The sequence below is a fragment of the Corynebacterium sp. HMSC072G08 genome (genome assembly GCF_001809185.1).
Classification (GTDB): domain Bacteria; phylum Actinomycetota; class Actinomycetes; order Mycobacteriales; family Mycobacteriaceae; genus Corynebacterium; species Corynebacterium phoceense.
In genome coordinates this window covers 34,662-59,361 of record NZ_KV796377.1, presented here as the reverse complement: position 1 = coordinate 59,361, position 24,700 = coordinate 34,662, and the positions used below count along the sequence as shown (strand labels likewise).

The window sequence follows — 24,700 nt, the reverse complement described above, 5'->3', positions numbered from 1 at the left end:
TTCTTCGTGAACTCTCGGCCGTAGTAGTTGTCGATCGGTTCGCCCCGCCAGTTGATGATGGTCGCTTGGAAGTACGGCGCCACTTTCTCTTGCAACAGTTGCGCGCCGGTGCGCACTGAGCCGTCCGAGGCGCGGATGGTGACGTCGTCGCCTTCGCCGCGGGTAATCTTGTCCATCTCGTCGAGCTTGAGCACGACGTGGACCATGCGTCGCGGCGGCGCGAGCGTGGTTTCGCCTTCGACGAATTCTTTGAAGCCGTCCAAAAGCTTCTCTCGGGATTTCGGGGTCACGCCGGGCAGGCCGTTGGCGAAGTCGAGGAGTCGTTGGTCCTTGGTGAAGATGGTCAAGCGTGCCCACCCGTCTGGGGATTGGGTCAGCCGGGCGTATTCCTCTTTGGGCTTCTTCTCAATGTGTTTGGCAGCAACAGCGGGAATGTCTTCGGCGGCGGTGTCCGCGAGCAGTGCGCGCAGTGTGTCCTTGTTGGGGGCGGAGGCGATGAGGTTCTCGATCTTTTCCAGTACGCGTAGCGGGTGCTTGCGGCGGATCGCCGCCGCTCGGGCTTCGGCTTGGAGGGTCGTGGCCTTCGTGTTGCCGTAGTAGACCTTGTGCAGGCGGCGCACGAGAAGCGCGTCGGGGCGGGCGACACCGAGGGCGAGGATGTCTTTGAGCGACATGCCGGCGGCTTCGGGAAGCGAGGTAACGCCGAGGGTAAGAGCTGCGAAGAGAGAAACTGTCATGCCCCAGAAGCTAAAGGCACGCGGCACACAATGCTAGGGGAACATATTTTCCTGTGGACAACCTGCGCCGGTTGCCAAATGCAGTGGGCAAAATCGGCCCAGTTATCCACAGAAACTAACGCTTCTCACGAGCATCTCAGTTTTACCGGCGCGTTCACGCCGGTCAGCGGCGTGCGCTCGCGGCCACGCAGCGCACGCCCAACGGCGTGAGCGTCACGCGCCACTTGGGCTCGTCGGCGTAGAGCCCAATCCGATTAACATGCACGAGCCCGGCGGAATCAAGCTCGCGGAGGGAAGGGGCGGCATCGGAAAGCGGGGTGCCGGTGACGCGACTCAAGGCCTTGGCGGAAATCTCCCCGCCGTCCACCGCGCCGATGCCGTGCAGCCCGGCGAGGAGCACATGGTGGCGGTCGACGAGCTCGAGGAGCTCGGGAGTCACGCCCTCCAAGCTGTGCGACAGCCGCCGAACCCGGCGCGCCCCAATGCGCTGGAGCCAGCGGACTTGAAGGTGTGCGCCCCACGCGAGGCCGAGTGTGGCGTAGAGGCCAGCGCCGGCGGAGACGAGGAGGAGGGGCGGTTCGAGCTCGAGGTGGGGCAGGGTGGGCTCAATGAGTCCGTAGAGCGGGCCGATGGGGATGAGTGGCGCGATCCAGGAGTACTTGTACCAGAACGAGTAGTCTTCATCGCGAAATTCCGTGAATTGCGGTGCGACCATGGGGTAGCGGCGGATAATCCACACGGCACCGGCGACGGCGAGGACAAGCCCAAGGACGAGCAGTGGAATGGAGTGTAGCGAGAGCGCGCCGAAGGCCACGCCAGCAGGGATGGTGGGCACGAGCCATGTCGCGAAAGAAGGCAGATTACGGCTGCGGTAATAGTCAACCTCGTGGGGCTGGAAACGCTCTAACTCCTCACTCATGGTGAAGGAGGTTATCACCTAGTCGGCGGTGGACCCAGGCCATCCCGGGTACTCGGGCGGCACGCCGTCGAAGGCGGGGCAAAGCGCCTGGAAGGAGCACCAGCCGCACAGCTTGGAGGTCTTGGGCCGGAAGTCGCCGGACTTGCCGTCGCCTTCGATCTTGGCCCACAACTCGCCCAGATCACGCTCGAAGTACTCGAGCTCCTCGCGATGGGGAGCGAGGAACATCGAGTCGAGCACCTTGAGATACATCAGGCGCAGCTGAGAGGGAATGGTGTCAAAAAGACGCCAGTAGACGAGCGCGTAAAAGCGCATCTGGAACTGCGCGTCTTGTGACCACTGAGGCTTGGGCTTTTTGCCCGTCTTGTAGTCGACGACGCGGACCTCGCCCGTGGGCGCGACGTCCACGCGGTCGATGAATCCGCGCACGGGCACGCCGTTAGGCAGGACTGTGTCGACATACATCTCGCATTCGTGGGCGTCGAAGCCCTGTGGGTTTTCCATCTGGAAGTAGCCGCGCAGGAGCGTCCACGCCTCGTTGAGGAAGCGGGAGGTCTCACCCTCGGGTACGACCTCGGCCACCGCAGGGTCTTCGCACATTTTCTCCCACTCCGGCTTTATCCGCGCGACGGCCGCTTCAAACGTGCGCTCCTCACGCGGGGCCTGGTGAGTGTGCTCGAGCACCGCGTGGACGAGCGTGCCTTTGACCTGTGCCTCGGTCTTGAGCTCCGGCAGGCGGTCGATGGCGCGGAAGCGGTAGAGCAGCGGGCACTGCTTGTAGTCGCTCGCGCGCGAGGGGGACAGGGCCAGGGGGCGGGGTGTCGAAGAAGTCATGGTGGATCTCTACTCTAATGCGCTGCCAAACGTGGCAAGCTAGAGGGCATGAGTTACGCAGAGGATTTTATTGATTTCATTGCCGCCTCGCCGTCGAGCTACCACGCCGCCCACGAGGTCGCGCGCCAGCTCGTCGAGGCAGGCTTTACCCAACAGGACGAGGCCGCCGAGTGGTCCGCCGCACCCGGCGGGCACTTCCTCATCCGGGGCGGCGCCGTGATGGCGTGGTTCGTCCCGTCCCATGCCTCCCAAGACAGCGCCTTCAAAATCGTCGGATCCCACACCGACTCGCCGGGCCTGGCGCTCAAGCCCACCCCGGACTTCCAGAACGCCGGTTGGTCCCAGGTCGCCGTGGAGGTCTACGGCGGCGCGCTACTGCACACCTGGTTCGACCGCGAGCTCACCGCCGCGGGCCAGGTCGTCACCAAGGACGGGACGCAGCACCTCGTCACCACCGGCCCGGTCCTGCGCCTGCCCTCGCTGGCCATCCACCTCTACCGCTCCGACGAGTTCAAGCCGGACCGCCAGGCCCACATGCAGCCGGTGCTCACAACGGCTGAGGGGTCCATCCTCGACGTCGTCGCTGCCCAGGCGGGCATCCAGCGCGAGGATATCGCCGCGTTCAACCTCATTACTGCCGATGCCGCCCGCGGCGCCGTCTTCGGTCCCCGCAACGAGTTCATCGCTGCAGGCCGCATGGATAACTTGAGCTCGGTTTACGCCTCGCTCGTCGCGCTGCTGAACGCCGCGACGTCCTATGACGGCACCGACGTGCTCGTCATGGCCGCCTTCGACCACGAGGAGGTTGGCTCGTCGTCGCGCTTCGGTGCGGCGGGCCCCATCCTCGCCGACGTCCTCGACCGCACGGGCCGCGCTTTAGGGGCAGATGAGGAGGCGCTCCACCAGATGTACGCGCGTTCCTCGTGCGTGTCTGCCGATGCCGCCCACTCCGTCCACCCCAACTACGCGGGCAAGCATGACCCGGGCCACCATCCCATCATCGGCGGCGGCCCCGTGACCAAGGTCAACGGCAACCAGCGCTATGCTTCCGATGCCACCACGGTCGCCTTGTGGGAGTCCGCCTGCGCCCGGGCCGGGGTTCCGGTCCAGCGGTTTGTGGGCAATAACGATGTGCCGTGCGGCTCGACCATTGGCCCGATCACGGCGACGCGCCTGGGCATCGACACCGTGGACGTGGGCGTGCCCATGCTGTCCATGCACTCGGCGCGCGAGATGGTCGGCGTCGACGACCAAGTGTGGCTCTCCCAGGGCCTTGAGGCATACTGGGTAGGTTAGTTTCACCCATCTCGAGGAGAGAACCGCCCATGCCTTATTCCGGCCCGTTCCACTACGGCGACCGCGTCCAGCTCACGGACGCCAAGCGCCGCCACTACACCCAGGTCCTGGAAGAGGGCGGGGAGTTCCACTCGCACAAGGGCCTTATCAAGCACTCCGACATCGTCGGATTGGACGAAGGTTCCGTGGTCCGTTCCACGCTGGGCTCGGACTTCCTGCTCTTCCGCCACCTCCTCGTCGACCACGTGCTGTCCATGCCCCGCGGCGCGGCCGTCATCTACCCGAAGGACGCGGCGCAGATCCTCGTCGAGGGCGACATCTTTATGGGCGCCCGCGTCTTCGAGGCTGGCGCTGGCTCCGGCGCGCTGTCGATGTCGCTGCTGCGTGCCGTAGGTCCTGAGGGCCACGTCTACTCCTACGAGATTCGCGAAGACCACCTCGAGTTCGCCGTGAACAACGTGCAGGAATACTTCGGCGAGCAGCCCGAATGGTGGACCCCGCGCTTGGGCGACCTCGGCGACGTGAAGGTCGAAGACTTGGGCGGCCCCGTCGACCGCGTCATCCTCGACATGGTCGAGCCGTGGCACTACCTGGACACCGTGCGCGACATCCTCATCCCGGGCGGCGTGTTCATGACCTACGTGGCGACGGTGCCGCAGCTCATGAACGTCATGGAGGGCATCCGCGAGCTCAAGTGCTTCACCGAGCCGAAGGCGTGGGAGTCCCTCGTGCGCGAGTGGAAGGTCGAGGGCCTGGCCACCCGCCCGGAGCACCGCATGAACGCACACACTGCGTTCCTCGTGTGGACCCGCCGCCTGGCCGACGGCGTCACGCCGCCGCGCCCGCAGCGCCGCGCCCGCAAGTAGTCCGGCACGCCGGACGACGCAGAACCCGTAGAACCGCCGCCTGGTCTGCGGGTTTCGCGATCCTGGGCCGCCGGTCCGCCACGATAGGGGTGCCTTACCAGGGTGACGCAGCCGCGCGCTAGGGTGGAGATATGAATGACGCCACTTCCTCGCATCAGAGTAGACACGTCAGAGAGGCACGCACGGCGACCAACCTGCGCGAGTCCGCCGAGCTTAAGCGCCACATCGAGCAGTTATCCACCCGCAACACCAAACTCGCGGGCCTGCTCCACGAGGCCCGCACGAAACTGGGCGAGCTCGCCGCGGACTTGAACGCGCTGGCCGAGCCCGCTTCCACGTACGGCACGTTCCTGCGTTATTCCAGCGCACCGCGTGGCGAGGACGGCCGCCAGGACGCCGAGGTCTACACCAACGGCCGGCGGATGCGTCTTAAGGTCGCGCCCCAGGTCGAGCCGGGCAGCCTCCAGCCGGGGGAGTCCGTACGCCTGGGCGACGGCTTCATCGTCGTGGAAGCTTGCGGCATCGAGCCGACGGGCACGCTCGTGAGCCTCGTCGAGGTCCTCGACACCGAGCACGCTGTCATCGCCACCCCCTCGGGCGACGAGCACGTCGTGCTGCTTGCCCAGCCACTGCGCGGCGCCGCCCGCGCTGGGGACAACGTCCTCGTGGATCTCAAGGCTGGCGTCGCGTTCCAGGCCATTGAGAAAACCGAGGTCTCCCAGCTCTCGCTGGAGGAAGTCCCGGACGTCCACTTCGAGGACATCGGCGGCCTTGACGCCCAGATTTCCCAGATCCGTGACGCCGTCGAGCTGCCTTTCCTCCACCCGGACCTCTACCGCGAGTTCGACCTCCACCCGCCCAAGGGCGTGCTGCTTTACGGCCCGCCGGGCTGCGGTAAAACGCTCATCGCAAAGGCTGTCGCGAATTCGCTCTCGGCGTCGCTCGGCGCGTCCACTCCGAGTTATTTCATTAACGTCAAGGGCCCCGAGCTGCTCAACAAGTATGTGGGCGAGACCGAGCGCCGCATTCGCCTCATCTTCGAGCGCGCCCGCGAGCTCGCCAGCGGGGGCGACCGCCCGGTCATCGTCTTCTTCGACGAGATGGAGTCCATCTTCCGCACCCGCGGCACGGGCGTGTCCTCGGACATGGAGACCACCGTCGTCCCGCAGCTGCTCACGGAGCTCGACGGCGTGGAAGACCTGCGCAACGTCATCGTCATCGGCGCGACCAACCGCGAAGAGCTCATTGATCCGGCGATCATGCGCCCGGGCCGTCTCGACATCAAGATTCGCGTCAGCCGCCCGACGCGGCAGGGCGCCCGCGAGATCTTCGCGCGCCACTTCCCGGACACCGTGCCGCATGCCCAGCCCGTGGACGATCTCATCGACGCCGCGGTGGGAGAGCTCTACGCCGACCGTCCCTTCGTCGCCCTGCACTTCGTGGGCGTCGACGAGCCGGGCGTGCTGCACTACCGCGACTTCGTCTCTGGCGCGATGATCGCCAATATCATTTCGCGCGCGAAGAAGCTCGCCATCAAGGAGGCCCTCGGCGCTGGCACGCCCGCCGCCATGTCCAGCGCGCACTTGCACCAGGCCATCGCCGCCGAGCAGGCCGAAAGCGAGCACCTGCCCACCTCCACGAACCCGGACGAGTGGGCGCGCATCGCGGGCAACGGCTCGCGCAGCGGCCGGTCCATTGAACGCGTCGAACTACTCGGATTCAGGAGCCCGACATGGCACAGCAACTAGAGAGCACGCGCGTCCCGCGTTTTATGGGCACGGAGACCGAATACGGCATCTCGTGCCCCACGAACCCGGCGCTGTCACCCATCGTCACCTCAACGCACGCCGTCGTCGCCTACGGCGCGCTGCACACCACCGCGCGCTCGCGCTGGGATTTTGCCGAGGAACACCCGCTGCGCGATCAGCGCGGCTTTGATCTCAAGCGCTACCAGACCGTGCCCGTGGTCGATCCCAACGCCATCGGCGTCGCCAACGTCGTGCCCAGCAATGGCGCACGTTTTTACGTCGATCACGCTCACCCGGAGTATTCCTCGCCGGAATGCCTCGGCGCGTGGGACGCGATGGTCTACGACGCGGCTGGAGACGTGCTTGCGCGGCGCGCGTTGGCCGGAGTGGCCGAGCTCTACGAAGAAAACAACTCCATCCTCCAGGGCCACGAGCCCTGCCCGCCGCTGCGCTTCTACAAGAACAACGTCGACGGCAAGGGCGCCTCGTACGGCGCGCACGAGAACTACCTCTATAACCGGGACACCGACTTTGACCGGCTCGCGCACGCACTCATCCCATTTTTCGTCGCGCGCCAGGTGCTCACCGGCGCCGGCCGCGTGGGCCTAGGCCACGATGGCGACAGGCCGGGTTTCCAGATTTCCCAGCGCGCGGACTACATCGAGCAAGAGATTTCGCTGGAGACGACGCTTAACCGCGGCATCATCAACACCCGCGACGAGCCCCACGCCGAGGCCGGCCGCTTCGGCCGCCTCCACGTCATCATTGGCGACGCGAACTGCTCGCAGACCTCGGCGCTGCTCAAGCTCGGCACGACCTCGCTCGTCCTCGACGCCATCGAGGACGGCGTGGACTTTTCCGACCTTCAGCTTGCCGATGCCGTCTCCGAGGTCGCCGCAGTCTCCCACGACGTCTCCTTGACGCACCGTCTCGTGCTGGGGGATGGCCGCGAACTCACGGCGCTGGAGCTGCTGGGGGAGTACCGCGCCCGCATCACCCCGCGTACCGCGGCGGACGAGAAGGTCATCGCCGCCTGGGACGAGGCAGCGGGCCTACTCGCCGAGGACCCGCTTAAAGCTGCGCACTTGCTCGACTGGGTCGCCAAGTGGCGACTCATCAAGGCTTTCCTCGACCGCGGCATGGACCCGGAAAACCCGAAGCTCGCGGCCATCGACATCCAGTACGCGGATATCGACCCGGCGAAGTCGCTCTACCACGCGCTCGTGCGCAAAGGCCAGATGCGCACGCTCGTCACCGACGCCGAACTCGAGCGCGCCTCGGTGACCCCTCCGCGCGAGACTCGCGCCTACTTCCGGGGTCGCGTAACCGAGAAGTTCGGTGACGCCGTCGTCGCGGCCAGCTGGCAAAACGTCACGCTGCGCGCGAAGGACAGCTACGCCCTGTTCCACCTCGACGAGGTCGACGCCGCGACGGGACCTGACATCATCGCGGCCCTCGAGGACACACCCGCCGGCGATGTCCACGCCCTTCTGGGGGCGCTCGCCAAGGCTGGCCTCAACCCCGAGTATCGTCATCTATAACCCAACCTCAAGGAGAAATCATGGCTGACAAGCAATCCCAGATCTCTGGCGGCGGTGCCGGCGAGGACGACGCCCTGGAGGGGGCATCGGCAAGCCAGGCGCAGATTAATACGGCAGGCACGGACGACTTGCTCGACGAGATCGACGGCCTGCTCGAGTCCAACGCCGAGGAATTCGTGCGCTCCTACGTGCAAAAGGGCGGCCAGTAAGCCTCATGAGCGTGCATTACCGCCGGATTATGGGCGTGGAGACGGAGTACGGCATCACGGCGCGCACACCTGCGGGAAGCCGCCAACTTCACCCGGATGAGATCGCGCGCGAGCTCTTTCGCCCGGTCATCGACGAGTATTCTTCGTCGAACGTCTTCGTGCCCAACGCCTCGCGTCTCTACCTCGACGTGGGCTCGCACCCTGAGGTCGCCACGGCCGAGTGCGACTCGCTGAGCCAGCTGCTCGCCTACGAGCGCGCCGGGGACGTCATGGTCGACCGCCTCGCGCGTCAGGCCGAGGACGCCACCGGCGCGCAGGTCTACCTGTTTAAGAACAACGTGGACTCCGCGGGCAATTCCTACGGCTGCCACGAGAATTACCTCGTGGGCCGCGACCTCGTTCTGCGCGACCTGGGTCGTGCGCTCCTGCCGTTTATGATTACCCGCCAGCTCATCTGCGGCGCCGGGCTTATCCAGCCGGCCAAGGGCGACCAGCCTGCGCAGTTCCTGCTCTCGCAGCGCGCGGACCAGGTCTGGGAGGGCGTGTCCTCCGCGACGACACGTTCGCGGCCGATCATCAATACGCGCGACGAGCCCCACGGCGACTCCGCACGCTTCCGCCGCATGCACGTCATCGTTGGTGACTCGAACATGGCCGAGCCCACGTTCGCGCTGAAAGTCGGCACGACGCTGCTCATGCTTGAGATGATCGAGGCCGGCTTCGAGCTGCCTAACCTGGAAATCGTCGAGCCTATCGCCCGGATCCGCGACATTGCGCGCGACACCACGGGCCGCACGGTCCTGGAGCTCGCGTCCGGCGGCACCATCACCGCGCTCGAGGTCCAGCAGGCGCTTCACGCCCGTGCCGTCGAGTGGCTCGCGCAGCGCCCAGACGAGGGCACTCCGCGCACCGAACTCGAGCGCGTGGTTAAGCTGTGGGGCCGCGTCCTCGACGCGCTGGAATCCGGCGACCTGTCCGACGTTGCACAGGACGTCGACTGGATCATCAAACTCCAGCTCCTCGAGCGCTACCGCGATCGCCTGGGCGGGGACTGGGGCCATCCCAAGCTCGCGCAGGTCGACCTCACGTACCACGACATCCGCCCGGGCCGCGGGCTGTACTCCGTCCTGGAATCCCGCGGGCTCATTAACCGCTGGACCACCGATGCCGCCATCACCCGCGCCGTCGACACCGCCCCGCCCACCACGCGCGCGTGGCTGCGTGGGCAATTCCTCGCCAAGGCGAAGGAGACCGGCGCGAACTACACCGTGGACTGGACGCGCATGAAGGTCAACCGGCCCGAAGCGCGGGTGGAGGAATTTAGCGATCCCTTCATTTCGGCGGACGCGCGCCTCGACGCGCTGCTAGAGTACATGGACGTACACGCCCGTTAACTTGCCGAATAACGGATAACCGACGCTCCCCACCACCACTTTTTTGGAAGGCACTTCATGTCGCGGTACGACGACGCAGTAGAACGCATGACCCGGCTCACCTTCGTGCTTCTTGGCGCGGCTGAGCATAGCCGCAACCCGGAGCGCTCCGCCGCGTGGATTATCGAACACGTCGAGGGCTATAGCGAGTCCAAAGAACCCAGCACCATGCTCAAGCGTGATGCCAAGGACCTGCACCGCGTGGGCGTGCCTATCCATCGCCGTTCCGGCGGCGGCGACGAGAACACGCTCTACCGCATCGACCGGGACAGCTACCGCCTGCCGGAAATTTCGTTTACGGCGGAGGAGGCCCTCGCGCTCTCGCTCATCCGCGGCTTCAACCAGTTTGGCGAGTTGTCCCGCTACTCCGATACCGGCTGGGCCAAGATGGCCGCCGCCGGCGTGACCTCAGCTCCTGGCGCCGAGGAGCACCCGCTTCAGCACGTCCTCGCCACCAACGACCTCAATCGTCTGCGCGCCGAAGACTTCTACATGCTCGTCAACGCCGTCGAGCGTTCCTACCGCATCAGCTTCCACTACCGCGCCACGCCCACCACGCCGCTCACCAAGCGCCGGATGGATCTGTGGGGCATGGTGACCCAGGGCGGCCGCGTCTATCTCGTCGGCTTCGACATCGACCGTCAGGCCCCGCGCGCGTTCCGCATCACCCGCCTGCGCGAGGTCGCCCTCCAGCGCAAGAGCCCCGAATTTACCCAGCCCACAGCGCCGCTCGACGATATCGTTGCGGACATCTTGCAGCCGCACGATCTCATCGACGCCGTCCTCGAGATCCCCGAAGGCACCGCCCAGGAGCTCGCCGTGCGCGGCACCCACCGCCCCGACGGCCGCTACGCGCTCACGGGCGTTTCGCTCGACTGGCTTACCCGCACCGCCGTCGGTTTTGCGCCCGAAGTCGATATCCTCGAGCCCGCCGCCGCGCGCGAGCGCGTGCGCGAACTGCTCCAGGCCGCCCCAACCACTACCGAGGAGGACTAATCGCCATGTCCACGAATCTCGATAAGAACCAAACCCTGGTGCGGTGGCTCAACCTCGTGCCGTACTTCCGCAATAAGCCGGAGGCGTCCATCTTCGAAGCAGCCCAAGACCTCAACATGGATGCCAAAGAGGTCAAGAGCGCCCTCGACGCGCTCACGACCACCGGCGTTGGCTCGTACACGGAAGAGATGCTCGACCTCATCGTCGACTACCGCGGCGTCAATATCCTCAATGATCAGGGTCTGGACAAGCCGCTGCGCTTGACCCCCACGGAGGCCGGTACGTTCCTCCTTAGCCTCGAGGCCCTCGAGGCCATCCCGGGCCTCGTCGACGCCGACGCCGTGCGCTCCGCCGCGGCCAAGCTGCGTGCCGTCCTCGACGAGCGCGGCGTGGGCATCTACGACTCCGCCGCGGAGCCCGACCCTGTCGAGTCGCCCCTGCAAGCCCAGCTTGCCGATGCCCTCCGCGACGGCGTCCAAGTTGCCTTCACGTACTGGGCCGCCTCGAGCGATACCACTTCGCACCGCACCGTCTCGCCCGCCCAAATCTATGTCCGGGAGGGGGAGAGCTACCTCATCGCGTGGCAAGAGGACCGCGGCGCTCACCGCACGTTCCGTCTCGACCGCATGCGCGACCTGCAGGTGCTCGACACGCCCGCCACGCCGCACAAGGACGAGCTCAAGTTCGATGCCGAGGATCCTTTCGGCTATGACCGCTACGAAGAGGCTGTCCTCGACATCCACCCGGATGCCACGTGGCTGGCCGAACACTATGACATTGAGTTCCACATCGTCGACTCGGATGACCGCGTTGTCGAGGGTGAGTTCGCACGCGTCGTGGATTCGGCTGCCCTCGATGCCGAGCTCTCCGGCGCTGACGATGACGGTTACGACCCGGACGATCCGGATGACGCGCCCATCGATGACCCGCTGCCGCAGCTGGCTACCGCCTCCGACGGCTGGGTGCGCGCCACGATGCCCGTCGCCTCCGAGGAATGGATGGTGCGTTTTTGCTTGGGGCAAGCTGACAGATTGCGGGTAATTGGCCCCCAAAAGTTGGTTGATGCTGTTGCTCGCGCCGCGTCTGCGGCCCGCGCCCGTTATACTCAATAAACGTTTCACCCCGGTCGTCGACACCGTCATGACGCCGCCGGATTAACTACCACTGAAAGAGGTCTTGCAATGGGCAGGATTGGCGCTCCCGAGATTATCATCATCGTCCTCATCATCGTTTTGCTCTTCGGTGCGAAGAAGCTGCCGGACTTGGCCCGCTCGCTGGGTCGCTCCATGCGCATCATCAAGTCTGAGGTCAACGAGATGAACAACGACAATGATCGTCCCTCGAGCGACCTCGAGCAGAACCAGCTCCCGCAGGGCCAACAGCAGTTCCAGCAGACCGCGCAGCAGAACTTCACGCAGCAGCCCCAGGCCCAGCAACCACTGCCGCCGCAGCAGCCCAACTACGGCTCTACTGGCAATTACCAGGGCGGCGACTACGGCCAGGCGCCACAGCAACAGCAGAACCCGAACGCCTAAGGCAGGCGTGCTCCAGTTCTCTCGCCTAGAGCTTCAGGCCTAGGCATGCTTAACGGCGCTCATCGTCACCGCGACTCCCGGTGACCGTGGGCGCCTCCTGTGTTGAAGATAAAGGTTGCCCTCCATGACCACAGCCCCGAACCCCGGTTCCGACCCGCAGCGTCCGCAGAGCCCCCGTGGCGCGAAACGCGCGGGTGCCCTCGCGCGTCTGCGCGCGGCGCGTAAGCCGAAGAACCCGACGGGGGACATGACGCTCGTCGAGCATCTCCAGGAACTGCGGCGCCGCCTCTTCTTCGCCGTGCTCTTCATCGGCATCGGCACCATCGTGGGCTTCTACTGGTATGCCCAGGCCCCGTTCGGCTGGCCAAGCCTCGGCGACTTCCTGCGCGGACCCTACTGCGACCTGCCGGCGAACCTTCGCGCCTCGTTTACCAACGACAACGAGTGCCGTCTGCTGGCCACCAAGCCCTTTGAGATGTTCATGCTGCGTCTCAAGGTCGGCGCGCTCGCGGGCCTCGTCATCTCCTCGCCGTTCTGGCTCTACCAGGTTTGGGCCTTCGTCGTGCCCGGCCTGCACAAGAACGAACGCCGCTGGACCTATATCTTCGTCTTCTTCGCCGTCCTGCTCTTCCTCGCCGGCGCCTTCTTGTCCTATTTCGTCATGAGCCAGGGCCTCGAGTTCCTCCTCTCCGTCGGCGACGAATTCCAGACCACCGCGCTCTCCGGCGGCGACTACTACAACTACTTCCTTGCGATGCTGGTCATCTTTGGCATCAGCTTCGAAGTACCGCTCGTCATCGTCATGCTCAACATCCTGGGCATCCTCGCGTACACCGCCATCCAGGGCAAGCGTCGCCTCATCATCGTCATCGTCATGATCTTCGCGGCGGTACTCACCCCGGGCGGCGAACCCATCGCGATGGTCACCATGGGCACCGCCGTGTGCCTCCTCGTCGAAATCGCCTTCCAGTTCTGCCGCATCAACGACAAGCGCCGCAACCGCGAGCGCCCCGAGTGGATGGACCTCGACGACGAGCAGGCTTCCGGCCCCATCAGCGCATCGGGCCCCATTGGCTCCGCGGGACTTGAAGCACCCCAGCCCGTCGATGCCCCCGCGCCTGTCGCTCCCTCCAGCTCCGGCTACTCCCGCGCCCAGGTCCGCCGCGAGCAGGGCCTGCCGCCCCAGTCTCCTCAGCAGATGCAGCAACCGCCGGTACCCGCGCGCCAAGCCAGCACCCAGCGACGCCCGCAGCCCGGCATGATGCCGCCGGCACCGCAGCAGCAAGCGCCGAACCAACAGGCTCCCCACCAGCAGACGCCGCAGGGGAGACAAACGCCGGACGGGGGCGCATCGGCAGGCCCGAGCATCTTTGACGACGTACTCTAAGCCCGCGCGGCGCGGGGCTGCCGTGTAGGGTGAGCAGATATGACTACCACCCACCTTGAGGCTTTCGCCGCTGGACTTTCCCATCCGCTCGATCCGTTCCAGGTGGAGGGCTGCCGCGCCATCGAGGAGGGCCATGGCGTCCTCGTCTGTGCGCCTACCGGCGCTGGCAAGACCATCGTCGGCGAGTTCGCCGTCTCGTTGGCGCTCTCGCAGGGCACGAAGTGCTTCTACACCACGCCGATTAAGGCGCTGAGCAACCAGAAGTATCACGACCTCGTCGCGGAGCACGGCGAGGACGCCGTGGGCCTGCTCACCGGCGATGTCTCCATCAACGGCAGCGCGGAGATCGTCGTCATGACCACCGAGGTTTTGCGCAATATGATTTACGCGGAGTCACCGGCGCTCGATCGACTCACGCACGTGGTCATGGACGAAATCCACTTCCTCGCAGACGCTTCACGCGGCGTCGTGTGGGAGGAGGTCATCCTCAACCTGCACCCCGCGGTCAACGTCGTGGGCTTGTCCGCTACCGTGTCCAACTCTGAGGAATTCGGTGAGTGGCTCTCCGCCGTCCGTGGAGACACGAAGGTCATCGTCTCCGAGCACCGTCCCGTTCCGTTGGATCAGTGGATGCTCGTGGGCCGCAAGATCTACCCGCTCTTCGAGCCCGAGTCCGGCGGCCAGGTCAACCGCGAGCTCGCACACCGCATCCAGCGCCTTGAGGCGGGCGACACGGATGACGGCCGCGCAGATTATCGCTCCGGCGCGTCCTTCCGTTCACGCTCCAAGCACGGCGAGGACCATGCGCCGCGGCGCTCCGGAGCCTCCCGCCAGCAGGACCGTTATCGCCCGCTAGGACGCCCGGAAGTCCTCAAGGTACTCCAAGCACAGAACATGCTGCCGGCGATTACGTTCATCTTCTCCCGCGCGGGCTGCGACGGTGCGCTATATCAGTGCCTACGCTCGCGCATGGTGCTCACCAGCCCGGAGGAGACTGAGGAAATCAAGGCCATCGTCAACTCAGGCGTCGAAGGCATCCCGGAAGAAGACCTCCAGGTCCTCGACTTCAAGCGCTGGCGGGAGGCCCTCTCGCGCGGCTTCGCCGCCCACCACGCCGGCATGCTCCCGGCGTTCCGCCACATCGTGGAAGAGCTCTTCGTCAAGGGGCTCGTCCGCGCCGTCTTCGCTACGGAAACGCTTGCACTGGGCATCAATATGCCGGCGCGCACGGTCGTGCTGGAGAAACTCATTAAGTACAACGGCGAGGCTCACGTCGACCTTACGCCAGGCCAGTACACGCAGCTCACAGGACGCGCGGGCCGCCGCGGCATCGACACACTGGGCAACGCCGTCGTCCAGTGGACCCCAGCCATGGACCCGCACGCCGTCGCCGGCCTGGCCTCCACGCGCACGTACCCGCTCGACTCGACGTTCACGCCCGGCTACAACATGGCCATCAATCTGCTGGGGCTCATGGGCTTCGACGACTCGCTGCGCCTTATCGAGCGCTCCTTCGCCCAGTTCCAGGCAGATGGTTCCGTCGTCGAGGAGGCCGCAGAAATCGAGCGCGCCGAGCAGCGCGTGCGCGAACTCCGTACGGAGCTTGCCAGTGCCGTCTCCGCCCTCGCCCCGCCCACCCGCGACGACGAGGACCCCGCGGAATTACTGGGCGAATACACGGACCTGCGCCATAAACTTACAGGCGAGGAGCGCAAGGCCGCCAAGGATTCCACGGCGCAGCGCAACGTCGAGGTAGTTAAGGTGCTCGCGCGCCTGCAGCTCGGCGACGTCATTGCGATGGCTGGGCGCAAGCACCCCATCCTCGCCGTGGTCAACACGCCAGCGAACCAGGCGCAGGACCCGCGCCCGTGGGTGACGACGGAGCAGGGCTGGTCGGGGCGCATCGATGCCTCTGGCATTGGCAATCCGCCCATCGTCGTGGGCCACATGCGCATTCCGCGCGGCATGAATAAGAACCCGCGCCGCCACACAAAGTTCTTCCAAGACCAGTTCCGCCGCAACCACTACGATCGGCCGCGCAAAATGAAAATGACAACGCGCAACCGGCCCAGCAAAAAGGTGGGGGAGTTGCGCGACGCCATCCGCCAGCACCCCGTGCACGCGTGGCCAGCGGCCGACCGCGAGCAGCTCGCGCGCCTCGCGGCGAAGCTCACCCGCCGCGAGTCCGAGCTCGCCAAGCTCAAGGGCGTTGTCTCCACGGCGCGCGACACCCTAGGCACGACGTTTACGCGCATCGTGGAGCTGCTTGCAGAGATGGACTACGTCGAGTTCGAAGGCTTCGGCGACGACCGCCGCCCGCTCGTCACGGACGAGGGCGACCGCCTGGCACACATCCACTCCGACGCCGACCTCCTCGTCGCGCAGTGTCTCAAGCGCGGCATCTGGAACGACCTGGACCCTGCGGAACTCGCTGGCGTGGCCTCGATGTGCATCTTTGAAAACCGCAAGGCCACCTCCGGCGAGCCCGAGGCCGCCACGGAGCCCATGGCCGACGCCATGAACGCCACTGTGCGCATCTACACCGAGCTCATCGCCGACGAGGAGCGCCACCGCCTGCCGCTCACGCGCCAGCCGGACGCGGGTTTCTCGCTCGCCATCCACCAGTGGACCGCGGGCGCCCCGCTGGGCTACTGCATGGCCGCGGCCAACGAGTCCGGCGCCGAACTCACGCCGGGCGACTTCGTGCGCTGGTGCCGCCAGGTCGTTGATCTTCTCCAGCAGATCGCCAAGACTGGCTACGAGGACGAAATCCGCGCTAACGCCCGGCGCGCCATCGACGCCATCCAGCGCGGCGTCGTCGCCATCGGCGCCTAAGCCGCCGGAAATCCCTCCCACACGGATAAGCCCCTCGCAGCGCTCGACCACGGTCTGAACGGATTTCTTAGGCGTCCTCGCCGGCGATGCCAATCTGGCACGTCACGCCGAAGGGGTCGACCATCCAGCCATGCTGGCCGCGCGCTGGGTCGGCGCTGAGGCACTCGTGCCACGACGCGGCCGCTTGGGCGGCATCGGCAGCCGTGGCGAAGAACGAGGCACCCGGCCGGGCTGTGCAAAGGAACGGGTCACCACGCGAGAGTCGGGGAAGGTCTCCAGGTAATAGTCGAGCGCTGCGGCGGCCTCGTCGACGGTGCGGTTCATCCAGAAGGTGGGAGTAATGATCGGCGTCAGGCATGGGCGCCTTTCATAAGGAGGAGTGCCCGGGCTGCGCGGCGCAGCGACGGAAGATGGGGTGCGACAAGACTCACGGTCGCCAGGCCGAGGTTCGTGCCGAACGGATCGAGGACGAGCGACTGCACGCCCGCCACTGTGTCGCCGAGGAGGACGGGGCCGCCGCTATCGCCTTTGACCGCGCCATGCGCCACGAGCGCGCCGTGGCGCACGCGTGTGAGCCCGTCCCGGGACACGGCCCAAGGCAGCGTCGCGACGAGCAGGCCGCGGTAGTCGTGCACGTCGAGTGCGCGCCCGCCAAAGCCGCGTGTACACGTGGTCTGGCCCAGCTGCACCCGGTCTCGCAGCAGGCCCGGCACCGCGCGCGGACCGGCGGGACGGTCAAGGAGGGCGAGCGCCAGATCCGTGCCGTTGATGACGCGCACGGCGGAAACGCGGGCAGAGACCCCGGCGCGTGTGACGCGGTACGGCCCTGGTTCCCGGAAGAAGTGTGCGCACGTGAGCACAAGCCGCGGCGCCACGTACGCGTGCGGCTGCAGGTCCGGGGCAACCAGGGTGCCCGAGCAGTAGCTCCCGGCGCGCGTGAGCCGCACGACGGGCAGGGGAGAGGTGTTCATTCCCACGACAGTACCGCGATTAAACTAACCAGCATGTCGCATGAGATTAAACCTTTTGCCCCGTCCGTCTACGCCGCGCGCGTGGCACGTGCCCAGGAGGTCCTGCGCGCGCAGGGGCTCGACGCGCTACTTGCTGCGACGGGCCCGGATTTCGCGTACCTCACTGGCTCGTGGATGACCTCCAATGAGCGCCTCACCGCGCTGGTCATCCCGGCCGAGGGGACGCCGCGTCTCGTCGCGCCGCAGACGGATGTGCTCGAGCTGCAGTCCACGGCCGTGCCTGAGATGGGCGTGGAGCTTTCCGGGTGGGCCGATGGCGAGGACCCGTACGGGCTCGCGCTGGGCGAGGCCGGCTACGCGCGGCTCGCGGTCTCGGCGTCGCTCACCGCGGACCACCTCTTTAAGCTCCAGGAACACGCGCCGGACGCGAAGCTCTCACTGGCGTCGACGGCGCTTTCAGAACTATTCATGCGCAAGGATGACGCGGAGCTCAAGCAGCTGCGCGGGGCGGCGGCCGCCATCGACCGCGTCCATGAAGCCGTTCCGGAGTTGCTGCGCGCTGGCCGCACGGAGCGCGAGGTCGCCGCGGATATCGAGGAGCGCATCCTCGCTGAGCACGTCTCCGTCGACTTCATCATCGTCGGCTCTGGGCCCAACGGCGCGAATCCGCACCACAGCTTCTCGGACCGCGTGCTGGCCGAGGGCGAGCCGGTCGTCGTCGACATCGGAGGCACGTTCGGCGCGGGCTACCACTCGGACTGCACCCGCACCTACGTCGTGGGTGGGCCCGAGCTTGCCGATGCCCCCTTCCGCGACGCCTACGCCATCCTCGCCGAGGCACAAGCAGCGGCCCGGGCGCTTGCCGCGCCGGGCGTGCGCGCCCAGGACGTCGATGCCGCCGCACGCTCCGTGATAGCCGAGGCGGGCTTCGGCGACGCCTTCTTTCACCGCACGGGCCACGGCATTGGTCTCTCGGTCCACGAGGAGCCGTTCCTTCTCGCGGGCAATGAGCTCGTGCTTGAGGAGGGCATGACCTTCTCCATCGAGCCAGGCATCTACCTCGAGGGTACGTGGGGCATGCGCCTGGAAGACATCGTGGTGACGACGGCGGACGGCTGTGAGTCGCTTAACGCCTGCCCGCGGGAGCTGCGCTAATGGGAGCGGTGCTGATCCTCGGCGGGCGCAGCGACATTGGCGGGGAGATCGCCCGGCTGCTCGCACTAGGGCGCCCGGTGGTGCTGGCTGCGCGCGGCTCGCATGGACTCGAGGCGCTGCAGCGCGAACTCACGGCGCGCGGCGCCACGGCCGTGTACATTATCGACTTCGATGCAGCGGACCTTGCCGCGCACCGTCGTGTGGTGGAGCAGGCCGTCGAGCTCGCCGGTCCCGTGACGACTGCGGTGGTAGCGTTCGGCATCCTGGGCGACCAGGAGCGGGCGGAACACGACGAGGCGCATGCGGCGGAGATAGCGACCATCGACTACGCAGCGCAGGTATCCATGCTCACGGTGCTCGCCGACATCATGGAGTCGGGCCACATCGCGGCGTTTTCGTCGATTGCAGGCTGGCGCGCCCGACGGGCGAATTACGTCTACGGCTCGACGAAGGCAGGCCTCGACGCGTTCTGTCAGGGGCTCGCGGACCGGCTGCATGGCGGGCCGCTGGCACTCATCACGGCGCGTCCGGGCTTCGTCATCGGCTCGATGACCACGGGCATGAAGCCGGCGCCGCTCTCGGTCACGCCGGACGTCGTGGCACGCGCGGTCGTGCGGGCGATGGATTCGGGGCGCAGCCGCACGCTGTGGATTCCGGGCGCGCTGCGGCTGCTGGCCTGGGTCATGCGCTGCGTTCCGCGCCCACTCTGGCGGCACATGCCCCGCTAGCCGGACCAAACCCCACCGACTCTCGCGAAATTTGTACACGATCGGCGAGTGTGGGTGGGGTTTCGTTCGCTGGGATGGCGAGGAACCTAGAGCAGCGGCGAGTTGATGTCGAAGACGAAGCCGCGTGGGGCGAGGAAGCGGACCACGACGTCTGCGTCAGCGACGGGCAGGTCAGGGAAGACGACGCCGCCCCACGGCGTGAGCACCGTGTCGACGTCCATGCGGCCGATCATCTCGGCGTACTCGGCAGGCATCGAGCCCTCGGGAAGCGCGGCGCCGAGGGCCGCATGACCGTCGGGGAGATGCTCCTCGAACCAGCCGATGGGCGGGTTCTTCGCCTCCTGCACCGGCGGGGTGGCAGGCCCCTGTCCCGCGTCGGCGTCGCCTGCGAGCAACGCGAGGGCTTCCTCGACGAGGTTGTCGAGGAGCATGCGCGCGGTAGCGCCCTGCATCTCCACCGGGGTGCGGCGCTCGCCGCGCGGGGTATAGACCGTCTGGTCCTTCGCCGGTGCGACGAGCAGGTGCGGGCGGTGACGATGCACATCACCTGTGGGGGAGCCGACGCCTACAACGAACGGGTCCGCGGCATCGCGACGTGCCAGCGCGCGGCGTGCCGGGCTGATGAGCGCGATGAGGTCCGCGTACTCAGCGGCGTCCTCATCGTCGGGGTCGGGGCGGACCTTCGGATCGAGGACAAAGCCCGGGGAGGAACCAAAGGCACCACCGTCCGGCTCGAAGTCGATGGCGTAGCGGCCGGCGAAGAGATCTTCCAGCGCCGCGCCAACGTGCTCGGCCATCTCCACGGCGGCGAGATCGAGCGAGTCAAGGAGAACGGGGACTGGGGCCTGGAGGGTCTGCGGGGCGGCGGCGCGGGCGGCATCGGGCTCCTGCACGCCGCGCAGTTCCACGGTGCCACGCGTGCCGAGATAAACCTGGCCGTCGCCATGCGTGCGGGCGAGCTCGGCGAGGGCCAGCCACTCTGGCGAGTGGAGAGCAGCGCCGGTGGGCACGAGGCGGACGGTCGATGGGGTAGAAGTGCTCATAGCGTCCCAGTCTAAGGCGCAGCCGCGCGGGGACGGTATCGGCTCGGGTGCTCGGCCGCACGCTGACAGCGAACGCGCGGGTTGCTATGCGAATTCTCTCGCCTCCAGACGCTAGGCTGGTGGGCACTATGCCAGCACTGTTCTTCTTCGCCTACTTCGTCTTCGAGACGCTCGCCTTCTACGGCGTGGCCAAGCTCCTCGGCGTCGGCTGGGCGCTCATCGCATTGTTCGTCACCATGTTCTTCGGCATGGCCGTGGCCATGTGGGAGGTGCGCCGCCTCATGGCGCGCCAAATCGTCCAGGACAAGGCCTCCGGCGCGCTGTATATGAAGCAAGAAGGCGCGGGTAAGCTCGCGGGCAACGTGGGCCTTACCATCGCCGGCGGCATCCTCCTGTCCATTCCCGGCTTCCTCACGGCTATCGTGGGCATCCTGCTGCTCCTGCCACCGACGCGCGCACTCACGCGCAAGCTCATGGGCTTTTCTTTCATGCGCGGCGTCGAGCGCATGGGCATGCGTATCTACAAGGCATCGCCCATTCCGGACGCGCAGCACAACTCGTACGGAACGTTCGGCTCCGGCGGCTACGAGGTCATCGACGAAGAAGAAATCCATCGCTGGAGCGAGTCCGTCAATCCCGAGGACTTCGGACGTCCGCAGGATCCTGGCAACTCCAAGGGCAACGCCCAGTGAGACTCCGCGCGGCCCTCTCGGCCACGGCGACGCTGCTCCCGCGCCTGCTGCTTGCGGCGTTGGCCGGCGTCGCCGTCTATTTTTCCTACGAACCGCACGGATTATGGTGGGCGGGGCTAGGGGGCATCGGCATGCTCTGGCTCTCGTGCGTGCCTTGGCGCGGCGTGCCTGTGCGCGCCGGCCGAGCCGCCCTCATCGGCTTTGTCCATGCGCTCACGCAATACCTGCTCATGCTGCCCTGGATTGGCGAGCTGGTGGGCACAATGCCGTACGTCGCGCTCGCGCTGTGGCTGTCCGTCTACGCGCTGCTGCTCACGCCCGGCGCCGTACTGCTCGCGCGCTGGCGCTGGGGCTGGCTCGGCTTCCCGTTCTTCTATCTGGCGATTGAGCTGCTGCGTTCCTCGGTGCCTTTCGGCGGTTTTGCGTGGGTGCGGCTGGCCTGGGGCCAGATGAATGGCCCGCTGGCGAACCTCGCGGCATGGGGCGGCACAGCGCTCGTCTCGCTCGCGGCGGCACTCGTGGGTACGGGCGTAGCGGCGCTCTACCTGGCAGTGCTACGGCACGCCTGGCGCGAGTCGTGGGCTGCGGCGGCCGTCGTCCTGCCGGTGGTGCTGGGGCTCGTGGCGGGGCTGGGTGTCAACGACCCAGGACGCACAGTGGGGACGACGAAGGTCGCGGCCATCCAAGGCAATGTGCCGCGGCCGGGGCTCGACTTCAACGCGCAGCGCCGCGCGGTGCTCGCGAACCATGTTCAGGCCACGGCGAAGGCGGCGAAGGCTGACCCTGACGTGGACCTGTATATTTGGCCCGAGAATTCCTCGGACGTCAATCCTTTCCGCGACGCCGAGGCCATGGCGCTCATCCAATCCGCGGTGCAGGCCGCGGGGGCACCGATTGTGGTGGGCACGCTCACCGTGGACGAGGTAGGCGAGCGCAACACCATGCAGGTCTTCAACGCAGACGGCTCCGTGGGCGAGCACCACTATAAGAAGTACCTCCAGCCCTTCGGCGAGACCATGCCGTGGCGCAGCTTCTTCCGCACAATCACGGACCTGGTGGACCTGGCGGGAGATTTCAAGCCGGGCAACGGGCCGGGTGTCGTGCACATGGGCGGCATCGCCGTGGGACTGGCCACGTGCTACGAGGTGGCGTTCGACGCGGCGTACCGCACGTCGGTGCGTAACGGTGCGCAGATTCTCGCCACGCCGACCAATAACGCGACGTTCGGGTTCTCGGATATGACGTTCCAGCAGCTCGCCATGAGCCGCCTGCGCGCCATCGAGACGGACCGCGCGGTGGTCGTTGCGGCAACCTCGGGCGTATCCGCCATCGTCCATCCAGACGGTCGGGTCTCGCAGGAGTCCGGTATTTTCGAGCAACAATATCTCATTGAGGAACTCCCACTGCGAGAAGGAATCACGCCTGCGGTAAAATATGGCGCGTTACTGCAAGCCGTGGCCGTTCTCATCGGCCTCGCCGCGGTCGCCGCCGCGTGGCGGTCCAACCGCCTCCCGCGCACGCAGAAAACTAACGAGGAGAATTCATGACCACCATTGCACCGGAGCGCCTGGAGAAGACGCTCGTCATCATCCCGACGTACAACGAGCTCGAGAACCTGCCGCTCATTACGGGCCGTGTCCGTAAGGCCCTGCAGCAGGTCCACATCCTCATTGTCGATGACAACTCACCGGACGGCACGGGCAAGGCCGCAGACCAGCTCGCCGCCGAGGACGCGCGCCTGCACGTCCTCCACCGTGAGGGAAAGGGCGGCCTGCTGGGTGCCTACCTCGCCGGTTTCGAGTGGGGTCTCGAGCGCGACTACCAGGTGCTGTGCGAGATGGATGCCGATGGCTCCCACGCGCCGGAGGAACTCCACCTGCTCCTCGAGGAGATCGAGAAGGGCGCCGACCTCGTCATTGGCTCGCGCTACGTGCCGGGCGGCAAGACCGTCAACTGGCCGGTCAACCGCCAGCTACTCTCGCGCCTGGGCAACGTCTACATCTCGATGGCGCTCGGCGCTGGCCTGTCCGATATGACGGCAGGCTACCGCGCCTTCCGCCGTGAGCTGCTTGAGTTCCTCGACTTCGATGATCTGTCCCGCAAGGGCTACATCTTCCAGGTCGACGTCGCCAACCGCGCCATCCGCGCTGGCTACGACGTGCGCGAGGTGCCGATTACCTTCACCGAGCGCGAGCTGGGCGAGTCCAAGCTCGACGGCTCTTTTGTCAAGGATTCCCTCGCCGAGGTCACCAAGTGGGGAGTCGCGCACCGCCGCGACCAGGTCGAGGGCTACGTCAACGATTTCGGCGCCGTGGGCAAGCGCATGATCCAGGACCTGGATCTGGGTACCAAGGTGGGCAAGAAGAAGGACTACCTCGTCGGCTTCTTTGGCGAGATGCGCAAGCTCGTCGAGCACGAACTCAACAAGAAGTAACAGCGCACTGCGCAGAATTCCCCGGGCACTCGTTCGGGGATTTTTTATACCGCCAGGACGGTGAGATATGTGACACCGCGCGATATTCAGGTTGAGCGAGTCACAGTGCTAGGCTCGAGGATAGGTCGTACATCAATCGGAGTGCGACGCCACCCACACTACGGATCGTTCGGCACGTACCTGCCGATGGAGGGACAGAAAACTCATGGCAACCGTTTCATTCAAGAAGGCCTCGCTCACCTACCCGGGGGCCGCGGAGCCCACGGTCAAGGAATTTGACCTGGAAATCGCAGACGGGGAGTTCCTCGTCCTCGTCGGCCCGTCCGGCTGCGGTAAGTCGACCACGCTGCGCATGCTCGCCGGCTTGGAGCAGGTCACCAGCGGCAATATCTACATCGGCGACAAGGACGTCACGAACGTCGCGCCCCGCGACCGCGACATCGCCATGGTCTTCCAGAACTACGCGCTCTACCCGCACATGACGGTCCGCGACAACATGGGCTTCGCCCTGAAGATCGCAGGAAAGTCCAAGGAGGAAATCAACGCCCGCGTCGACGAGGCCGCGAAGACCCTGGGCCTTACGGAGTTCCTCGAGCGCAAGCCCAAGGCCCTGTCCGGTGGTCAGCGCCAGCGTGTGGCCATGGGCCGTGCCATCGTGCGTAACCCGCAAGTCTTCCTCATGGATGAACCGCTGTCCAACCTGGACGCGAAGCTGCGTGTCCAGACCCGTACTCAGATTGCAGCCCTCCAACACAAGCTGGGCGTGACGACGGTCTACGTCACCCACGACCAGACCGAGGCCCTCACCATGGGCGACCGTATCGCGGTGCTCAAGGACGGCTACCTCCAGCAGGTGGGCAGCCCGCGGGAACTCTACGACCGCCCGGACAACGTCTTCGTCGCCGGCTTCATCGGTTCGCCGGCTATGAACCTGGGCACCTTCACCGTGGGCGCCGACGGCGTGGCAACCTCGGGCGAGGCGCACATTAAGCTCTCGCGCGAGACGCTCGATGCCATGGTGCCGGAGGACAACAACAAGATCACCATCGGCTTCCGTCCGGAGGCTCTCCAGATTATCGGCGAGGGCGAGTCCACCGAGCACTCTATTCCGATCCAGCTCGACTTCGTCGAGGAGCTCGGCTCGGACTCGTACCTCTACGGCAAGCTCGTGGGCGATGGCGACCTAGGCTCCAGCGCCGAAGACGTCGCCGAGTCCGGCCAGATCGTCGTGCGCTCGGCACCGAACACCGCGCCGGCGCCGGGCAGCGTCTTCCATGCGCGCATCGTCGAGGGCGGCCAGCACAACTTCTCCGCCTCGACGGGTCGCCGCCTACCGTAAGC

22 protein-coding genes and 1 pseudogene are annotated in these 24,700 nt (G+C 66.3%); 17 read left to right on the top strand and 6 right to left on the bottom strand.

Annotated elements, in window-relative coordinates; all coding sequences use genetic code 11:
- The 3 genes and pseudogenes from HMPREF2559_RS00630 to HMPREF2559_RS00620 form a co-directional block, all read right to left on the bottom strand.
- Positions 1-737 (bottom strand): annotated as a pseudogene (locus tag HMPREF2559_RS00630) (hypothetical protein); the annotation flags it as partial.
- Between the two features lie 163 nt (positions 738-900).
- Positions 901-1,656, bottom strand: a complete 756-nt coding sequence (locus HMPREF2559_RS00625) for a hypothetical protein (RefSeq protein ID WP_066512289.1) — start codon at positions 1,654-1,656, stop codon at positions 901-903.
- A gap of 18 nt (positions 1,657-1,674) precedes the next feature.
- Positions 1,675-2,490, bottom strand: coding sequence for a RecB family exonuclease (locus HMPREF2559_RS00620; protein ID WP_066488188.1), 816 nt, complete (start codon positions 2,488-2,490; stop codon positions 1,675-1,677).
- A gap of 48 nt (positions 2,491-2,538) precedes the next feature.
- On the opposite strand from HMPREF2559_RS00620, the gene HMPREF2559_RS00615 reads away from it, so the two are divergent.
- The 11 genes from HMPREF2559_RS00615 to HMPREF2559_RS00565 all read left to right on the top strand — a co-directional run bounded on the left by HMPREF2559_RS00615 (position 2,539) and on the right by HMPREF2559_RS00565 (position 16,336).
- Complete coding sequence (locus HMPREF2559_RS00615) at positions 2,539-3,786, top strand: M18 family aminopeptidase (protein WP_066488186.1); 1,248 nt, start codon at positions 2,539-2,541, stop codon at positions 3,784-3,786.
- Between the two features lie 29 nt (positions 3,787-3,815).
- Positions 3,816-4,652: a tRNA (adenine-N1)-methyltransferase gene (locus HMPREF2559_RS00610; protein WP_066488184.1), complete on the top strand. Its 837-nt coding sequence runs from the start codon at positions 3,816-3,818 to the stop codon at positions 4,650-4,652.
- Between the two features lie 131 nt (positions 4,653-4,783).
- Positions 4,784-6,400 carry a proteasome ATPase gene (gene arc / locus HMPREF2559_RS00605; RefSeq protein WP_083297733.1) on the top strand — a complete coding sequence of 539 codons (1,617 nt, stop codon included), beginning with the start codon at positions 4,784-4,786 and terminating at the stop codon, positions 6,398-6,400.
- Positions 6,385-7,941, top strand: a complete 1,557-nt coding sequence (gene dop, locus HMPREF2559_RS00600) for a depupylase/deamidase Dop (protein WP_070539208.1) — start codon at positions 6,385-6,387, stop codon at positions 7,939-7,941. The genes arc and dop overlap by 16 nt, the downstream gene beginning before the upstream one ends.
- Positions 7,942-7,961: 20 nt before the next feature.
- A complete protein-coding gene (locus HMPREF2559_RS00595) occupies positions 7,962-8,150 on the top strand; it encodes a ubiquitin-like protein Pup (RefSeq protein WP_066488174.1) in 189 nt (62 codons plus the stop codon).
- A 5-nt stretch (positions 8,151-8,155) separates the two neighbouring features.
- On the top strand, positions 8,156-9,544 hold the full coding sequence (gene pafA, locus HMPREF2559_RS00590; RefSeq protein ID WP_066512275.1) for a Pup--protein ligase: 1,389 nt from the start codon (positions 8,156-8,158) through the stop codon (positions 9,542-9,544).
- A gap of 57 nt (positions 9,545-9,601) precedes the next feature.
- Positions 9,602-10,579 carry a helix-turn-helix transcriptional regulator gene (locus HMPREF2559_RS00585; RefSeq protein WP_083297732.1) on the top strand — a complete coding sequence of 326 codons (978 nt, stop codon included), beginning with the start codon at positions 9,602-9,604 and terminating at the stop codon, positions 10,577-10,579.
- A 5-nt stretch (positions 10,580-10,584) separates the two neighbouring features.
- Positions 10,585-11,691, top strand: coding sequence for a helix-turn-helix transcriptional regulator (locus tag HMPREF2559_RS00580; protein WP_066488168.1), 1,107 nt, complete (start codon positions 10,585-10,587; stop codon positions 11,689-11,691).
- A gap of 69 nt (positions 11,692-11,760) precedes the next feature.
- Positions 11,761-12,114, top strand: coding sequence for a Sec-independent protein translocase subunit TatA (gene tatA / locus HMPREF2559_RS00575; protein WP_066488161.1), 354 nt, complete (start codon positions 11,761-11,763; stop codon positions 12,112-12,114).
- A 247-nt stretch (positions 12,115-12,361) separates the two neighbouring features.
- Positions 12,362-13,501, top strand: coding sequence for a twin-arginine translocase subunit TatC (tatC, locus tag HMPREF2559_RS00570; RefSeq protein ID WP_082723233.1), 1,140 nt, complete (start codon positions 12,362-12,364; stop codon positions 13,499-13,501).
- A 39-nt stretch (positions 13,502-13,540) separates the two neighbouring features.
- Entirely contained in the window at positions 13,541-16,336 is a 2,796-nt protein-coding gene (locus HMPREF2559_RS00565) for a DEAD/DEAH box helicase (RefSeq protein WP_066488155.1), read from the top strand.
- A 67-nt stretch (positions 16,337-16,403) separates the two neighbouring features.
- Here HMPREF2559_RS00565 and HMPREF2559_RS00560 read toward each other — a convergent pair whose 3' ends face one another.
- Together HMPREF2559_RS00560 and HMPREF2559_RS00555 are read right to left on the bottom strand one after the other, a co-directional pair.
- On the bottom strand, positions 16,404-16,694 hold the full coding sequence (locus tag HMPREF2559_RS00560; protein ID WP_066488152.1) for a VOC family protein: 291 nt from the start codon (positions 16,692-16,694) through the stop codon (positions 16,404-16,406).
- On the bottom strand, positions 16,687-17,307 hold the full coding sequence (locus HMPREF2559_RS00555; protein WP_068801769.1) for a trypsin-like peptidase domain-containing protein: 621 nt from the start codon (positions 17,305-17,307) through the stop codon (positions 16,687-16,689). Before HMPREF2559_RS00555 ends, HMPREF2559_RS00560 begins: the two co-directional genes overlap by 8 nt.
- 33 nt (positions 17,308-17,340) lie before the next feature.
- On the opposite strand from HMPREF2559_RS00555, the gene HMPREF2559_RS00550 reads away from it, so the two are divergent.
- On the top strand, positions 17,341-18,462 hold the full coding sequence (locus HMPREF2559_RS00550; RefSeq protein ID WP_066488146.1) for a M24 family metallopeptidase: 1,122 nt from the start codon (positions 17,341-17,343) through the stop codon (positions 18,460-18,462).
- Positions 18,462-19,190, top strand: a complete 729-nt coding sequence (locus HMPREF2559_RS00545; RefSeq protein WP_066488143.1) for an SDR family oxidoreductase — start codon at positions 18,462-18,464, stop codon at positions 19,188-19,190. The genes HMPREF2559_RS00550 and HMPREF2559_RS00545 overlap by 1 nt, the downstream gene beginning before the upstream one ends.
- 86 nt (positions 19,191-19,276) lie before the next feature.
- Here the strand turns inward: HMPREF2559_RS00545 and HMPREF2559_RS00540 are convergent, their stop codons facing one another.
- Entirely contained in the window at positions 19,277-20,233 is a 957-nt protein-coding gene (locus tag HMPREF2559_RS00540; RefSeq protein ID WP_070539206.1) for a hypothetical protein, read from the bottom strand.
- Positions 20,234-20,361: 128 nt separating this feature from the next.
- Here HMPREF2559_RS00540 and HMPREF2559_RS00535 point away from each other — a divergent pair, with 128 nt between their 5' ends.
- The 4 genes from HMPREF2559_RS00535 (at position 20,362) to HMPREF2559_RS00520 (ending at position 24,698) form a co-directional block, all read left to right on the top strand.
- The gene (locus HMPREF2559_RS00535; RefSeq protein WP_068801765.1) at positions 20,362-20,925 is read left to right on the top strand and encodes an FxsA family protein; all 564 of its coding nucleotides are present in this window, start codon (positions 20,362-20,364) and stop codon (positions 20,923-20,925) included.
- Positions 20,922-22,472, top strand: coding sequence for an apolipoprotein N-acyltransferase (gene lnt, locus HMPREF2559_RS00530; RefSeq protein WP_246818441.1), 1,551 nt, complete (start codon positions 20,922-20,924; stop codon positions 22,470-22,472). Before HMPREF2559_RS00535 ends, lnt begins: the two co-directional genes overlap by 4 nt.
- Entirely contained in the window at positions 22,469-23,359 is an 891-nt protein-coding gene (locus HMPREF2559_RS00525) for a polyprenol monophosphomannose synthase (protein ID WP_066488120.1), read from the top strand. Before lnt ends, HMPREF2559_RS00525 begins: the two co-directional genes overlap by 4 nt.
- A 205-nt stretch (positions 23,360-23,564) precedes the next feature.
- The gene (locus HMPREF2559_RS00520; RefSeq protein ID WP_066512266.1) at positions 23,565-24,698 is read left to right on the top strand and encodes an ABC transporter ATP-binding protein; all 1,134 of its coding nucleotides are present in this window, start codon (positions 23,565-23,567) and stop codon (positions 24,696-24,698) included.
- Positions 24,699-24,700 lie beyond the last annotated feature (2 nt).